General features: G+C 65.1%; 13 protein-coding genes. 5 read left to right on the forward strand and 8 right to left on the reverse strand.

Features of this window, described 5'->3' with window-relative positions; genetic code table 11:
• Positions 1-18: 18 nt before the first annotated feature.
• The 5 genes from FJ418_RS21565 to FJ418_RS21585 all read right to left on the reverse strand — a co-directional run bounded on the left by FJ418_RS21565 (position 19) and on the right by FJ418_RS21585 (position 6,365).
• Positions 19-1,008: an ABC transporter permease gene (locus tag FJ418_RS21565; RefSeq protein WP_246683161.1), complete on the reverse strand. Its 990-nt coding sequence runs from the start codon at positions 1,006-1,008 to the stop codon at positions 19-21.
• The gene (locus tag FJ418_RS21570; protein WP_140857569.1) at positions 1,005-2,030 is read right to left on the reverse strand and encodes an ABC transporter permease; all 1,026 of its coding nucleotides are present in this window, start codon (positions 2,028-2,030) and stop codon (positions 1,005-1,007) included. The genes FJ418_RS21565 and FJ418_RS21570 overlap by 4 nt, the downstream gene beginning before the upstream one ends.
• On the reverse strand, positions 2,027-3,514 hold the full coding sequence (locus FJ418_RS21575) for a sugar ABC transporter ATP-binding protein (protein ID WP_140869034.1): 1,488 nt from the start codon (positions 3,512-3,514) through the stop codon (positions 2,027-2,029). Before FJ418_RS21575 ends, FJ418_RS21570 begins: the two co-directional genes overlap by 4 nt.
• 160 nt (positions 3,515-3,674) lie before the next feature.
• Positions 3,675-4,733, reverse strand: a complete 1,059-nt coding sequence (torT, locus tag FJ418_RS21580; RefSeq protein ID WP_140707744.1) for a TMAO reductase system periplasmic protein TorT — start codon at positions 4,731-4,733, stop codon at positions 3,675-3,677.
• Positions 4,734-4,988: 255 nt separating this feature from the next.
• Positions 4,989-6,365 (reverse strand): aspartate aminotransferase family protein, encoded by a 1,377-nt coding sequence (locus tag FJ418_RS21585; protein ID WP_140869037.1) that lies wholly within the window; start codon positions 6,363-6,365, stop codon positions 4,989-4,991.
• Positions 6,366-6,527: 162 nt separating this feature from the next.
• Here FJ418_RS21585 and FJ418_RS21590 point away from each other — a divergent pair, with 162 nt between their 5' ends.
• The 3 genes from FJ418_RS21590 (at position 6,528) to FJ418_RS21600 (ending at position 10,711) form a co-directional block, all read left to right on the forward strand.
• A complete protein-coding gene (locus FJ418_RS21590; RefSeq protein ID WP_140857575.1) occupies positions 6,528-7,217 on the forward strand; it encodes a GntR family transcriptional regulator in 690 nt (229 codons plus the stop codon).
• A 2-nt stretch (positions 7,218-7,219) separates the two neighbouring features.
• On the forward strand, positions 7,220-8,341 hold the full coding sequence (locus FJ418_RS21595; protein ID WP_140869040.1) for an NAD(P)/FAD-dependent oxidoreductase: 1,122 nt from the start codon (positions 7,220-7,222) through the stop codon (positions 8,339-8,341).
• Between the two features lie 183 nt (positions 8,342-8,524).
• Entirely contained in the window at positions 8,525-10,711 is a 2,187-nt protein-coding gene (locus FJ418_RS21600; RefSeq protein WP_140869043.1) for a dehydrogenase E1 component subunit alpha/beta, read from the forward strand.
• 3 nt (positions 10,712-10,714) lie between these two features.
• Here the strand turns inward: FJ418_RS21600 and FJ418_RS21605 are convergent, their stop codons facing one another.
• Together FJ418_RS21605 and FJ418_RS21610 are read right to left on the reverse strand one after the other, a co-directional pair.
• Entirely contained in the window at positions 10,715-11,482 is a 768-nt protein-coding gene (locus tag FJ418_RS21605; protein WP_140869046.1) for an SDR family NAD(P)-dependent oxidoreductase, read from the reverse strand.
• Positions 11,479-12,399, reverse strand: a complete 921-nt coding sequence (locus FJ418_RS21610) for an aminotransferase class IV (RefSeq protein ID WP_140869049.1) — start codon at positions 12,397-12,399, stop codon at positions 11,479-11,481. Before FJ418_RS21610 ends, FJ418_RS21605 begins: the two co-directional genes overlap by 4 nt.
• 139 nt (positions 12,400-12,538) lie before the next feature.
• Here FJ418_RS21610 and FJ418_RS21615 point away from each other — a divergent pair, with 139 nt between their 5' ends.
• Together FJ418_RS21615 and FJ418_RS21620 are read left to right on the forward strand one after the other, a co-directional pair.
• On the forward strand, positions 12,539-13,087 hold the full coding sequence (locus FJ418_RS21615) for a VOC family protein (protein WP_210243160.1): 549 nt from the start codon (positions 12,539-12,541) through the stop codon (positions 13,085-13,087).
• An 81-nt stretch (positions 13,088-13,168) separates the two neighbouring features.
• Positions 13,169-13,849 carry a GntR family transcriptional regulator gene (locus FJ418_RS21620; RefSeq protein ID WP_140869053.1) on the forward strand — a complete coding sequence of 227 codons (681 nt, stop codon included), beginning with the start codon at positions 13,169-13,171 and terminating at the stop codon, positions 13,847-13,849.
• A 21-nt stretch (positions 13,850-13,870) separates the two neighbouring features.
• On the opposite strand, the gene FJ418_RS21625 is transcribed toward FJ418_RS21620, so the two are convergent.
• Complete coding sequence (locus FJ418_RS21625) at positions 13,871-15,304, reverse strand: NAD-dependent succinate-semialdehyde dehydrogenase (protein WP_140869056.1); 1,434 nt, start codon at positions 15,302-15,304, stop codon at positions 13,871-13,873.
• Positions 15,305-15,342 lie beyond the last annotated feature (38 nt).

Consider the following 15,342-nt stretch of genomic DNA (forward strand, 5'->3'; position numbering starts at 1 on the left):
CCCGAAGAGGTTGGAGTATCAGCGCCTGGCTTCGTCGCGATTGACGATCAGGCTGACGATGATGATGACGCCCAGGCAGATCTGTTGCAGATAGCCGTCGATCTGGACGAGGTTCATACCGTTGGAGAGCACGGTGACGAACAGCGCGCCGAGCACGGCCGCGCCCACGCCACCCTCCCCGCCGGAGAGGCGCACGCCGCCGACCACGGCGGCCGCGATCGCCTCCAATGTGAGATTGCCGCCGAGATTGGGCTCACCCGAGCCGGTGCGCGCGGTGAGCAGAAGCGCGCCGAGCGCGGCAAGCAGCGCGCATAGCGTGTAGGCCAGCACCAGCACCGGCACGGTGCGAATGCCCGCCGCGACCGCCGCCCTTGGATTGGCGCCGATGATGTAGAGGCTGCGGCCGAAGCGCGTCGCCTTGAGCACGAGGAACAAGAGCACGAACACCAGGGCGGCAATCCAGATCGGCATCGGAATCGAGAGCGGCGATCCCTGCGCGAATTCGGCGGTGAGGCTCTTCGGCAGGCCGGTAACGGGGAAGCCGCCGCTGATCGTCGAGGCGAAGGCCAGCACCATGTTGGCCATGCCGAGCGTCGTCACCAGCGGGTTGATGCCGATGCCGGCTATCAGCACGCCGTTGGCGAGGCCGATCGCACCGGCGATCAGCACCGCGGCGCCGACGCCGTAGAGGATCGAGACATCGCCGCCGCCCATTGCCACCATCGCCATCGAGGCGGCGACGCTGACCAGCGAGACGGTGTAGCCGAGCGAAAGATCGAAGCCGCGCGTCAGAAGCACCATAGTCTGCGCCATGGCGAAGATCGCAAGATAGCTCGCCTGCAGCGCGATGTTGCGGAAATTGCCGAGGGACAGAACACGCGGCTCGACCAGGCCAAACAGGATGAGGACAACGACAATGGCGATCGGCAGGCGCGCCGCGCGCAAGATCTCTTTCAGCGAAAGGCCGGGGCTCTGTGCCATCGGTTGTGTCTTGGCCTCCATGCTCATGACTGCCGCTTCCTCAGCAGAAGCCGTTCGATGGCCAAGGCTATGATCAAGACGGCGCCGAGCACCAGCGTCTGGTACTTGCTGTCGACCTGCACCAGGTTCATCGCGTTGGCGATGACCGACAGGAACAGCGCTGCGAGCGCCACCAGTTCTGCGCGGCCGACGCCGCCGCGCAGCGAGACGCCGCCGATGACGGCGGCAGCAATGGTTTCGAGCGCCAGGGTTCCGCCGATCGTCGACTGGCCGGAGCCGAGCCGCGACGTCATCAGGAAGCCGGTGAGCGCGGCGAGCAGGCCGGCAAGCATATAGGCCGCCATCAGCGTGCGGCCGGTGGCGACACCCGACAAGCGCGCCGAGCGCTGGTCGCTGCCCACCGCATAGATATGGCGGCCGAGCGCGGTGAAGCGCTGCATGACGATGCAGGCGGCAAGCACCGCCAACCCGACCCAGAGCACGATCGGCAGGCCCAGGAACTGGCCGCGTCCGACATTGGCGATGAAGGAGTCGGCCACGCCGTAGATCGGGATGCCTTGGGTGAAATAGAGCGCGATGCCCATCAGCACCGACATCATCGCCAGCGTCACCATGAAGGGCGAGAGCGAGAAGGTCGCCACAAGCCCGGCATTGACCAGCCCGACAAGCGCGCCGGCGCCGAGCGCGATGACCAGCGAGGCAAGGATGACGACCAGCTCCATGCCCGGAAAATAGCCGCTGCCGACGAGCATCACGGCAGCCGTCACCACCGAGGTCGCCGCCACCACCGCGCCGACGGAGAGGTCGAAGCCGCCGGCCGTCATCACCAGCATCTGCGCCAGCGACGGAATGAGCAGCAGCGCGAAATTGCGCATGACGTTGAGCAGGTTGAGCCGGTTGAGGAAGCGCGGCTCGATCAGCGCGGTCGCGACCACCGCCACGACCAGGAAGGTGATGACGATGCCGCCCTGCATGAGGAAGCGGTCGAGCCGGCTGGCGCGATGCGATGGCGCGTTGGCAACGGTGATGGTCGCCGTTTCCGAGCTCATGCGCGCCCTCCGAAATAGTGGGACAGGACCTGGGCTTCGCTGAGCTCGTGCTGGGCAAGCTCGGCGACCACCATGCCTTCATGCATGACATAGACCCGCGACGCGAGATTGATCAGCTCCGGCAATTCGGATGTCGAGACCACGACCGAGGCGCCGGCCTCGACCAGCGATTTGATGAGGTTGTAGACATCCGCCTTGGCCCCAACGTCGATGCCGACGGTCGGCTCGTCGAACAGGTAGACGTCGAACGGCTTCATCAGCCCGCGCGCCAGCATCAGCTTCTGCTGGTTGCCGCCGGAGAAGGCCGACGCCTTGCGCTCGGGCGCCATGGGTCTGAGCGCAAGATTGGCGAGCGGCGTCTTGATCGTCTCGTTCTCGCGCCAGAATTTCAGCACCGGCCCGGACGACAGTTCCGGCAGGTCGAGCGAGCTCATGGTTGCGTTCTCGCGCGCCGTGCGCGCCAGCGCCAACCCCTCCGAGCCGCGGTCGGCCGGGAAATAGCAGACATTGGCGGCGAGCATCGACGTGGGCGTCGGCCGCTCGACCGCCTTGTCGCCCAGCATGATCGCGCCGGCCTCGATGGTCTCCAGGCCGAAGACGGCGCGGCAGAGCTCGCTGCGCCCGCAGCCGACGAGACCGGCAAGGCCGACCACCTCGCCCGCCCGCGCCGTGAAGGAAGCGCCGATGACGGAGCGCTTCTCCGTTGTAAGATCGCGCACCTCGAGCCTGACCGGGCCGGGCTTGTGCTCGATCCTCGGAAACAGCTGCTCGACCGGACGGCCGACCATCATCTCGATCAGGCCCTCGTCCGAAATTGCGGCGGTGACAACCGTGCCGATCTTCTTGCCGCCGCGCAGCACGGTGACGCGGTCGGAGAGATTGCGGATCTCGCTCATGCGGTGCGAGACATAGATGATGCCGACGCCGCGCGCTTTCAGCAGTGCCACAGCGTTGAACAGTTTCTCCGCCTCGCCGTCGGTGAGCGAGGCCGTGGGCTCGTCGAGGATCAGCACCTTCGGCCGCAGGCGCAACGCCTTGGCGATCTCGACCATCTGTTTTTGCGCCCGCGACAGGAAGGCGACCTTCTCGTCGAGCGGCAGATGGAAGCCGAGGCTGTCCAGCAGCTCCGCTGCCGCCTGGCGCATCTGCTTGCGCTTGAGGAACAGGCCGGACGACTGCTCGCGGCCGAGGAAGATGTTCTCGACCACCGTGAGGTCGGGCACCAGGCTGAATTCCTGGAAAACGGCGGCGATGCCGATCTCCTGCGCCACCTGCGGCGTCAGGCTGGTGATGGTGCGGCCATTGATGCGGTAGACGCCTTCCGCCCACGGGAAGGTGCCGGCGATGAGATTGATGAGCGTCGACTTGCCGGCGCCGTTTTCGCCAAGCAACGCGTGGACCTCGCCCTCATTGAGGGAGAAGTCGACATTGTCGAGCGCGGCGATGCCGCGGAATCTCTTGGTGAACCCTGTAACTTCCAGCATCTCGTCCAAAGGCCCAAGCCTGCAAGAGCAATTCCAGGAAACCGCGCGGCGGTTCGCCCGGAATTGCGTCAAGTCGCCTGACCGCCTTCTGGAAGGCGATCAGGCCGGGAAGGATCGCGACTCAATCGCGAAGCTGAAGGCCGCGCCGGCGGCCTGGTTACTATTCGACCGAGAACTCGGGGCGCCAGTTGTCCGGCGCGAAGATCTGGGTCGTGTCGATCTTGTCGACATTGTCCTTGGTAACGATGCCGGGGGCAACCAGCAGGACCTTCTCGTGATCCTTCTTTTCCAGCGCGCGAACCGCGAGGTCGACGCCGATGCGTCCCATGATAACCGGATACTCGGTGGCGAAGCCCAGCACCGAGCCGTCCTTGACGGCCTTCAGCATGGTCTGGTTCTCGTAGGAGGACATGATCGTCACGTTGCTCAGGCCGGCGTCGGCGACGGCGCCGATCGCGGCTTCCGCCGTCGGCGCGCCGCCCCAGATGACGTTGACGTCCGGATGGGTCTGCAGCGCATCCTCGACCAGCTTGAGCTGCGCCGGCACGCTGGCCTCGCCGAACATTTCGCCGACCAGCTTGATGTTGCCGGTCTTGGTGCTGTCGCGGAAGCCGTTCATGTAGGTTTCGGCCCAGCCGCTGCCCTGCGGGCCCGGGAACGCCACGGCGGTGCCCTGCTTGTCGCCGAGGAACTTCTTCACATACTCGCCGGTCTGAAAGCCCTTCTGGTAGAAGTCGGGCGTGATGCGGGCGGTGATCGGCGTCTCGAGGATCGGGTTGGCGACGGCGATGTTGACGATGCCCTTGCCCATGCCCTCGTTGATCTTGGCTGCCACGCCGGCTTCCGAGATCGCCGAGATCAGGATGGCGTCGGCGCCCGCAGCAACACAGTCGTCATATTGCGAGATCTGCTTCGGCAGCGCGGTGTATCCACCCGCCTGCAGCACCGTCACCTTGACGCCCAGGCGCTTGGCCTCCTCGACGATGCCATAGTCCACCGACACCCAATAGCTGTCCTGCAGATGCGGAAAGAGCACGCAGAGCTTCCAGGGCTTCTCTGCCTTATCGAGCGGCTTGTATTCGATCTCTCCCACGTTCTTGAGGTCGCCATCCTTCGCCGAGGCGATCTTGAACGGCCACCAGTCGGCGGCATGCGCCATTCCGGCCGACAGCACCGTCGCCGACAGCGCCAAAGCCAGTGACTTCTTCAATCCACTCATATCAGTCTCCCATTTGAACAGCTGCCCTTGGGGGGCCTGGAGTTGTTTACCCGATCGACCGGTTTAGCCCGATCATTTTTGTATCCAATCTGCCACTTCTTCGTTGGCATTTCAAACTTCAAACGCTGAATTTCGTGCAAATGTATCCATTCAGCCTATTCAGGTCGCGTAATTCGCAACGTACATCTTATATCTTATGTGTCAATGCGCGATAGACCGTCACCCGACAGGGCGTTTCGACTGCCATAGGCTGGCTCAGCCCCGCGGATGAACCTGCGGCAGGGCGGCGTCGAGCGATCGCTCGAATGCATCGACCAAAGCGTCAACCTGCGCCTCGGTGATGATCAGCGGCGGACAGAAGGCGATCGCGTCACCCATATTGCGCGAGATGACGCCGTTCTGCTGCAGAAAGCCGTTGACCAGCGCGCCGAGCGCCGCCGGCTTGCCCCACGGCGCCTTGCTTGCCTTGTCGGCGACGAGCTCGACGGCGGCGATGAGACCGACGCCGCGCACCTCGCCCACCAGCGGATGCGAGGCGAGCTTGTTGAGCCGCGCCTGCAGATGCGCGCCGACCTTGCGCGCATTGCCGACGAGGTCGCGCTCCTCGATCAGCTTGATGTTCTCCAGCGCGACGGCCGCGGCGACCGGATGACCGCCGCCGGTGAAGCCGTGGCCGAAGGTGCCGATGCGGTCGCTCTCGTCGGCGATCGGCTCGAACACCTTGTCGTTGATGATGAGCGCCGAGATCGGCAGGTAGGAGGAGGAAATCTGCTTCGACAGCACCATGATGTCGGGCTTGATGCCGAATGTCTGCGAACCGAACATCTCGCCGGTGCGGCCGAAGCCGCAGATGACCTCGTCGGCCACCAGCAGGATGTCATATTTCGACAGCACCGCCTGGATCTTTTCCCAATAGCCGGCGGGCGGAACGACGACGCCGCCGGCGCCCATGATCGGCTCGCCGATGAAGGCGGCGATCGTTTCGGGCCCCTCGGCAAGGATCAGCTGTTCCAGGTCGTCGGCGAGCCGCGCGGAGAACTGCTCCTCGCTCTCGCCGGGCTGGGCGTCGCGCCAGTGATGCGGCGTCGACGTGTGCAGGATATTGGCGATCGGCAGATCGAAGGAGAGATGATTGTTGGGCAGCCCGGTCAGGCTCGCCGAGGCGATGGTGACGCCATGATAGCCGCGCTTGCGGCTGATGATCTTCTTGCGCGCCGGCTGGCCGAGCGCGTTCGACCGATACCAGATCATCTTGATCGCGGTATCGTTGGCCTCGGAGCCGGAATTGGTGAAATAGGCCTTGCTCATCGGCACCGGCGCCATCTGCACCAGCTGCTCGGCCAGGTCGATCAGCGGCGAATGCGCCTTCGAGCCGAAGTCGTGATAGAAGGGCAGCTTCGACATCTGCCTTGTCGCAGCGTCCACCAGACGCTTTTCCGAGAAGCCGACGGCGACGCTCCACAAGCCCGCCATCGCCTCGATGTAGCGATTGCCTGCAATGTCCTCGACATAGATGCCATCGCCCTTTTCGATGACCAACGGACCCGTCTCCTGATGCTTGCGGGCATTGGTATAGCCATGCAGGTGATAGCGGATGTCGCGGGCTTCGGGGGAATTCGGTCTGGCGTCCATCACGGCTCCTGTCTGCAGGCGTCCAAGCGGGAATTGCCCTGCCTCCCCTCGTCCTAGGGTCGCAGTTCCCTCTTGCTTTATGCTTTTTGATGCATCATGTTTCTTATAAGATATACTGTCAAGCCCCTTTGGGCCGACAGCCAAAAATGGGACGGGAACGGCATGGCGAGCTTCAGCTTCGAAACGCTCGAGCGCGAAAATCTCGGCGAGACGGTCTATGCGCGCGTCGCCGAGGCGCTGGTCAAGGGACGCTTCGCGCCGGATGCCAGGCTGACCATCCGCGACCTCGCCCAGTCACTCGGAACCAGCGTCACGCCGGTGCGGGATGCGATCCTGCGCCTTATCCAGGACGAGGCGCTGGTGCAGAAATCGGCGCGCGAGGTGCGCGTCCCCATCATCACGCTGGAACGCTATCGAGAGATCCGCCAGATCAGGCTGAAGCTCGAAGGCCTCGCCGCGCGCGAGGCCGCGCTCAAGGCGACAGCCAGGGATGTCGAGCGGCTGCGCGATCTGATTGCCCGCAACGAAAGCGCCATTACCGACAGGAATTGGACGGAAGCGCTGGAGCTCAACCAGACCTTCCATTTCGCGCTTGCCGACATCGGCGACATGGTTGTGCTGCGCGGCATCCTGAACCGGCTATGGCTGCAGATGGGTCCCCTGATTGCGGAATCCTATCATGAAGGCGGCCGCACCATGATCGACAATCACCACGCGGTGCTCGCCGCGGTCGAAAGGAAGGATGCCGATGCCGCCGAACATGCGATCATCGCCGACATCACCGAGGGCGGAAACGTGATTCTCGAACGGCTGTTCAGCAGGCGCGCCGCCGACACGGCCAAGGCAGGCTGAGAATGGAACAGATCGACTGCATCGTCGCCGGTGCCGGCGTCGTCGGTCTGGCGATTGCGCGCAAGATGGCCGCGCGCGGCCTGGACACGCTGATCGTCGAGGCGGCGGATGCCATCGGCACCGAGACGAGCTCGCGCAATTCGGAAGTGATCCATGCCGGCATCTACTATCCGCAAGGATCGCTGAAGGCCCGGCTCTGCGTCGCCGGCCGCGACATGCTCTACCGCTACTGCGCGGAACGCGCGATCCCGCATCGGCGCTCCGGCAAGCTGATCGTCGCAACCGACGAGGCCCAGGAACCCGTTCTTGCCGCGATCCGGGCCAGCGCCGCAGCCTGCGGTGTGGAAGATTTGCGCTTCGTTTCCGCCGCTGAAGCGCAAGCCCTGGAGCCGGCGCTTCATTGCACGAAAGCCCTGTTATCGCCCTCCACCGGCATCATCGACAGCCACGCGCTCATGCTCGCCTTGCTCGGCGACGCCGAGGAAAGCGGCGCCATGCTGTCGCTCAACACGCGCATCGTTTCGGGCCGCATCGATGCCGGCCGCATCGTGCTCCAGACGATGGACACGGCAAGCGGCGAGGGTTTCGAGATCGCCACGTCGCGCCTCGTCAACGCGGCCGGCCTCGGCGCCGTTGCGCTGGCGGGCTCGCTCGAAGGCTTCGACCGGCGGTTTTTGCCGACGCTTCGCTACGCCAAGGGCAATTACTTCTCGGTGGTGGGCCGGGCGCCCTTCTCGCGGCTGGTCTACCCGGTGCCTGAACCGGGCGGGCTTGGCGTCCACCTGACACTTGATCTCGGCGGCACGGCTCGGTTCGGGCCCGACGTCGAATGGACGGACACGCTCGACTACCGCGTCGATCCGGCGCGCGGCAAACGCTTCTACGATGCGATCCGCAAATACTGGCCGGATCTGGCCGACGACAGCCTGCAGCCGGCCTATAGCGGCATTCGGCCGAAACTCTCCGGCCCCGGTGAAGAAAACAGCGACTTCGTCATCCAGGATGCCACGACCCATGAGAGCTCCGGGCTGGTCAATCTGTTCGGCATCGAAAGCCCCGGCCTGACCTCCAGCCTGGCGATTGCCGAACATGTGACACGCATTCTCGCGCCTGAGGCGGACTGACGGCGCCGACGCGCAGCATTCAAGGCCGGTCGGTACCCGCGCCTACCGCGACGAAAGCTGACATATTCATTGTATCCAATGGCAAACCTATTTTGGCAATTTTCGCCTTTCAAAAGGCAATAAACGTCTCTATCGTATCCAATACGCTTCTCAACCCAGCCGCGAGCCCGCCAGGAAGTCCTGATGCCCGACTACGCAACATTGGCCCCATCAGCCCCCTGGCGCGAACTGCGCACGACACGCGCCGACTGGGACGACGCCGATCCGGCCGCGCTGGAATCGATGCTGGTTTCGGCCCATCTCATCCGCGCCTTCGAGGAGAAAGTGCTGGAGCTCGCCGGCCAGGGCCTGGTGCACGGTCCGGCCCATTCCGCGGTCGGCCAGGAAGGCGGCGCCGTCGGCTCGGCCGCGTTGATGCGCGCTGGCGATCAGATCAATGGATCCCATCGCGCGCATCACCAGTTTCTCGCCAAGTCGATCCGTTATGTCGCGCCCGACGGCCTCTTGCCCGCAGCGGAGTTTTCATCGGAAATCCGCGGTCTGGCCCAGAGGTCGCTCGCCGAGATTCTCGGCCTGGCGCAAGGCTTTTGCCGGGGACGCGGCGGCTCGATGCATCTGCGCTGGGCCGAGGCCGGCAATCTCGGCACCAACGCGATCGTCGGAGGCGGCGTGCCGCTGGCGGCCGGTGCCGCCTGGGCGCACAAGCGGGCAGGCAAAGGCGACGTTGCCTTTGCCTATTTCGGCGACGGCGCCGTCAATATCGGCTCGGTGCTGGAGACGATGAACATCGCCGCCGCCTGGAGGCTGCCGCTCTGCTTCTTCATCGAGAACAACCGCTATGCCGTCTCGACCCGTGTCGAGGAAGCGACCGCCGAGCCGCGCCTGTCGGCACGCGGATCGGCCTTCGCCATTCCGGCCTGGAAAGTCGACGGCATGGATCCCCTCGCCGTCTATCTTGCGACGAAGGAAGCCATGGAACTGATGCGCAGCGGTGGGGGGCCGGCCATCATCGAGGCCGACGTCTACCGCTACTTCCATCAGAACGGCCCTCTGCCCGGCAGCGCCTTCGGCTATCGCGACAAGGCGGAGGAAGCGGCCTGGCGGGCGCGCGACCCGCTCGACCGGCTGGCGAGCGAAATGGAACAGCGTCAGATCATCGGCAGCTCGGGCGTTGCCGCTCTGCGCGAACGCGCGCTTGCGCTGATGGCCGATGTCGGCGCCGAACTCGTCGAGCAGGTGGACGGCAAGAACCGCATCAAGCCCGCGCTCTGGCCGGACGAAGGTTTCCGCGACCACGGCATACGCGGCGACCTCTCGGAATTCGCGAGGACGCGCACCGAGGAATTGGAAACCTTCGGCGGCGCGATCGACGGCAACGCCAAATTCATCGACGCCGTCGCCAACGTCATGCAGCGCCGCATGGCAACGGACGACCGCATCGTCGTCATGGGCGAGGATGTGCACCGGCTGAAGGGCGGTACGAACGGCGCGACGCGCGGCCTTGCCGCCGCCTTCCCCGACCGGGTGCTCGGCACGCCGATCAGCGAAGCCGCCTTTACCGGGCTCGGCGGCGGCATCGCCATGGATGGCCGCTATATTCCGGTTGTCGAGTTCATGTATCCGGACTTCATGTGGGTGGCCGCCGACCAGGTCTTCAACCAGCTCGGCAAGGCGCGCCACATGTTCGGCGGCGATATCGACGTGCCGCTGGTGCTGCGCACCAAGGTCGCCATGGGCACCGGCTACGGTTCGCAGCACTCCATGGATCCGGCCGGCATCTTCGCCACCTCGCCCGGCTGGCGCATCGTCGCCCCTTCGACGCCCTTCGACTATGTCGGCCTGATGAACAGCGCGCTGCGCTGCAAGGACCCGGTGCTCGTCATCGAGCATGTCGATCTCTACAATTCGACCGGACCGGCGCCGATCGACGACCTTGATTACTTCATCCCTCTCGGCAAGGCCAAGGTGGTGCGCCAGGGCACGGCCATGACGATCCTCACCTACCTCGCCATGGTGCGGCCAGTGCTTGAAGCGGTCGAACGTCTCGGTGTCGACGCTGAGGTCATCGACCTGCGCTCGCTCGATCGCGCCGGGCTGGACTGGCAGACCATCGAAGCTTCGATCCGCAAGACCGGCAATGTGCTGGTGGTCGAGCAAGGCGCGCGCGGCACGTCTTATGGCGGCCTGCTCGCCGCCGAGATCCAGAACCGCTGCTTCGACTGGCTCGACCAGCCGGTCCAGCGTGTCCATGGCGGCGAGGCTTCGCCTAGTATCTCCAAGGTTCTTGAGGCCGCCGCATGCGCGCGGCTCGCCGATATCGAGCGCGGCTTGCGCCAGGTGATGGCCGACCAAAGTCGGCCGCTTGGCTGAAAGTCAGGCCTTCGGATCGTCGCGCGGCGTCATGAAGCCGGCGGTCTCGCCGCCGTCGACGCTGAGCACCGCACCATTGACGAAGCCCGCCGCGGGAGACAGCAGCCAGCCGACCGCCTCCGCGACATCTTCCGGTGTGCCGAGGCGCGCCGCGGGAATGCGCTTTTCCAGCTTCTCGCGCCGGCCCGGAATGGCCAGCGTCTTTGCCATCATCTGCGTTGCGATCTGACCCGGGCAGACAGCGTTGAAGCGCACCTCCGAGCCGTATTCGAGCGCCAGCGCTTGTGTCAGGCCGATCAGCGCTGCCTTGGAGGCGGTGTAGATCGCAAGCCCCTCCTCGCCGACAAGGCCCGCCACCGACGAGATCGTCACCACGGCGCCGCGAGCGGCCCGCAGGCCCGCGAGCGCATGACGCGTGAACAGATATGCCGAGGTGGCGTTGGCCGTCATCGTCCTGTTCCAATCGTCGAGCGTCGTCTGGTCGAAGGCGCCGCGCCCGCCGGCGCCGGCATTGTTGACCAGGCCGGCGATACGGCCCCTGCCAAGCTCCAGCGCGACGTCGACCGCCCGCTTGCAGTCGGCTTCGCTGGTCGCGTCGCCGGCGGCGAAGACGGCGCCAGGAACCGCGGCGATCACATCATCGGCGGCGGCCCGGTCGCGCCCGGTGAAGACGACCCGCGCGCCATCCGCCGCCATCCGCTCGACGCAGGCCGCGCCGATACCGCGCGTGCCGCCGGTCACCAGGAAGACGCGTTGTGCTTGCGCGCTCATGCGGCCGTCTCGTAACTGACCGGCGTGCAGAGCGGACCCGCCCTGTGTGCTGCCCAGTAAAGATCGTGGATGCGGTTGGTGATCGGTCCGGGCTTGCCGTTGCCGTAGATGCGGCCGTCAAGCATCGTCACCGGCATGATGCCGCCGGCGGAGCTCGAGATGAAGATCTCGTCGGCGTCGCGCAGTTCCTCGATCGGCAGCGGCCGCACCTCGCAGGTCACGCCTGCTTCGCCGGCCATCTCGATCACCGTGCGGCGCGTCATGCCCTCGAAGACGCCGCGCTCCGGCGTCGCGATGACGTTGCCCTTCACCGAAAAGACGTTGAAGCCCGCGCCTTCGGTGACATTGCCCTTGCCATCGTTGAGCACGGCGACGACGGCGTCCTTGTCGTAGGCCTCGAAGATGCCCATGGTGAGATCGAGCCAGTGGAAATTCTTGATGCGCGGATCGAGCGATTCGGGCGGGATGCGCTGCACCGAGCTCACCACCATCTTCAGCCCGTCGCGGCGCTGCTCGTCATTGGCGATCCAGACGAAAGGCTGCGCGAAGGCATAGAACCGGTTCTGGCAAAGCCGCGGATCGCGCGTGCCTGCCGGCGGCACGCCGCGTGTGCAGGTCATCTGCACATAGGCGTCGCGAAGTCCGCTGCGGCGCACGCATTCGACGAGGATATCGGCCATTTCCGCCTTGGACAGCGGCAGGCTCATGCGCAGGCCGCGCATGGAAGCCAGGAAGCGCTCGAGATGATCGTCGAGCCTGAAGAAGCGGCCCTTCCAGACATGGGTGACGTCATAGGTCGAATCGGACCGGACGAAACCCCGGTCGGTGATCGGGATCGTGGCCTCGGCGAGCGGCACGTAGCTTCCGTTGACGAAGGCTATGCCCAATGCGGGATCGTATTCTGTCCTGTCGTTCATGCAAACCTCCTCCAAAGCGGCGCTAGTATTGGATACAATTCATTCGATTTATTCGGCCAGAACGGCTATTTCTCTTGCCAACGACCATCAATTGGATACGTTTCCGCAGGAATTGCGAGATATCGTACCGATCATGAGCATGGAAGCGACGGATACCATGAAAGGCCTGCCCGGACTGCGCGGCACCGAGCATATCGGTTTCACCGTGCCCGATCTCGACGAAGCCGTCCGTTTCTTCGTCGAGGTGATCGGCTGCGAGCCGTTCTATGAGCTCGGGCCTTTCCAGTCCGACGCCGACTGGATGGAAACCCATCTCAACGTCCACCCCCGGACGGTGATGAAGCGGCTCAAATTCCTGCGCTGCCGTCACGGCTCCAACTTCGAGATCTTCGAATATTCCGCCCCCGGCCGGAACGGCGCCCAGCCCCGCAACAGTGACGTCGGCGGACACCACCTCGCCTTCTATGTCGACGATATCGGCGAGGCTGTCGCCTATCTCAGATCGCATGGCGTGCGTATGCTCGGCGAGCCGACGGTGCGCATCGAGGGGCCGAGCGCCGGTCAGAGTTGGGTCTATTTCCTGAGCCCCTGGGGCATGCAGCTCGAGCTGGTCTCCTTCCCCGAGGGCAAGGCCTATGAGCGCGAGACGGACCGCCGGCTCTGGCATCCCGTCAGCCCTCATCTGTGAGTGGTTGGTTCGTGCCGATTCCCACCCGCTCGCCGATGCACTAACATCTTCGGGATCGACACGATGCGGGGAATTGAGATCATGGCCGGCAGACGCACAAGCGGCGGAACCGAGGGCAACGGCGCCGCCCTGGCCAGCGGCCGCGTCACCGATGCGCTGCGCGACGCCATCCTGTCGGGGCGGCTGCGGCCGGGCAGCCGCGTCCGCCAGGAAGAGCTCGCCGAAGAGTACGGTATCAGCCGCATTCCGGTGCGCGAGGCGCTGAGGCAGTTGGAAAGCGAGGGGCTGGTCATCCTCGTGCCCAACAGCGGCGCCTGGATTTCCAAGCTCGACCGCGCCGAATGCATCGAGATCTACAAGATCCGCGAGCGGCTGGAGCCGCTGGCGCTGTCCGAAAGCAGCGCCAACCTTTCGCCCGAAACGCTTGCGCGCCTGGAAGACCTCGTCTCGCGCATCGAGGCCGCCGACGGCATCGACGAGTTCCTGCAGCTCGACCGCGAGTTTCATCTCCTGAGCTACGAGGGCGCGCGGATGCCTCAGCTCGCCCAGATGATCCACAAATTCTGGAACACCACCCAGCAATACCGCCGCGCTTTCGCCGCATCGGTCGGCAAGGCCGGCATGGCGGCGGTGCATCACGAGCATCGACTGATCCTAGAGGCGCTGAAGCGTCGCGACGGCGAACAGGCCGGCCTCATCCTCTACGGCCACATCCGTCGCACCCGCCTGCAGCTCGAACAACACACCGAGATGTTCGCCTAGCCCACGCACTGGCGCGAACCACTAGAATCCCGCCTGGCTGATGAACTTGGTGACGAGATAGGCTTCCAGCGCTTCCGAGCCGCCTTCGGAACCGTAGCCGCTGTCCTTCACGCCGCCGAAGGGTACTTCCGGCAGCGCCAGGCCGAGATGGTTCGTCGTCAGCATGCCGGTCTCGATCTCCGCGCCAAGCTCGGTCGCCGTCTTCAGCGAACGGGTGAAGGCGTAAGCCGCGAGCCCGTAGGGCAGCCGGTTTGCCTCGGCCACCGCCTCGTCGAACGTCGCGAACGGCATCGCCAGCGCCACCGGACCGAATGGCTCCTCGTTCATGATGCGCATCCCGGGGCGCAGGTCGCTGAGCACGGTCGGCTCGAAGAAAGCGCCCTTGTTGCCGATGCGCTTGCCGCCGGTCTCGAGCTTGGCGCCCTCGGCCACCGCTTCGGAAATCATCGCCTCGACGGCTTGCAGCCGGCGTTCATTGACCAATGGCCCCATGCGGGTGCCCTCGGTCAGCCCGTCGCCGACCTTGATAGCGCGCGCATGGCCGACGAGCTTGTCGACGAACGGCGCGTAGGATTTCTCCTGGACAAGGAAACGCGTCGGCGAGACGCAGACCTGGCCGCCATTGCGGAACTTGGCAGCCGCCAGCAGGGCCGCCGCGTTGTCGAGGTCGGCGTCGTCGAAGATGATCGCCGGCGCATGCCCGCCGAGTTCCATCGTTACGCGCTTCATATACTGGCCGGCGAGCGCGGCGAGTTGCTTGCCGACGGGGACGGAGCCGGTGAAGGACACCTTCCGGATCACTGGATGCGGGATCAGGTAGCTCGAAATCTCCGGCGGGTTGCCATAGACGAGATTAAGCACGCCGTCTGGAAGCCCAGCGTCCTTGAAGGCGTCGGCGAGGCAGGCGGGCGAGGCAGGCGTTTCTTCCGGTGGCTTGACGATGATCGAGCATCCGGTGGCGAGCGCGGCGCCGATCTTGCGGATCGTCTGCGACACTGGGAAGTTCCACGGCGTGAACGCCGCGACCGGCCCGACCGGCTCGCGCACGACCAGTTGATGAACGTTGCTGGCTCTCGCCGGCACGATGCGCCCATAGGTGCGACGCCCCTCCTCCGCGAACCAGTCAAGGATATCGGCCGAGGCCAGAACTTCGATCGTCGCCTCGCTCAGCGGCTTGCCCTGTTCGAGGCTGAGCAGGCCGGCGATCCTGCCGGCACGCTCGCGCATCAGCCGTGCGGCTTCTCGGATCACCTTGCCGCGCTCGAAGGCCGAGACCTTGCGCCAGACCTTGAAGCCGCGTTCGGCTGCTGCGAGCGCCCGGTCGAGATCGGCGGCGCCAGCCACCGCAACCGAGCCGATGACTTCGTCAGTGGCGGGATTGCGAACCTCGAGCGTCTTGCCGCCAGCCGCCGGTCCCCACTTGCCGTCGATGAAAAGCTCGACTTCTGGGTACATGCTTTTGTCCTGTCTGATGGTGATTGTCATGGCAGCCA

This window comes from Mesorhizobium sp. B2-8-3 (assembly GCF_006440815.1).
Classification (GTDB): Bacteria; Pseudomonadota; Alphaproteobacteria; order Rhizobiales; family Rhizobiaceae; genus Mesorhizobium.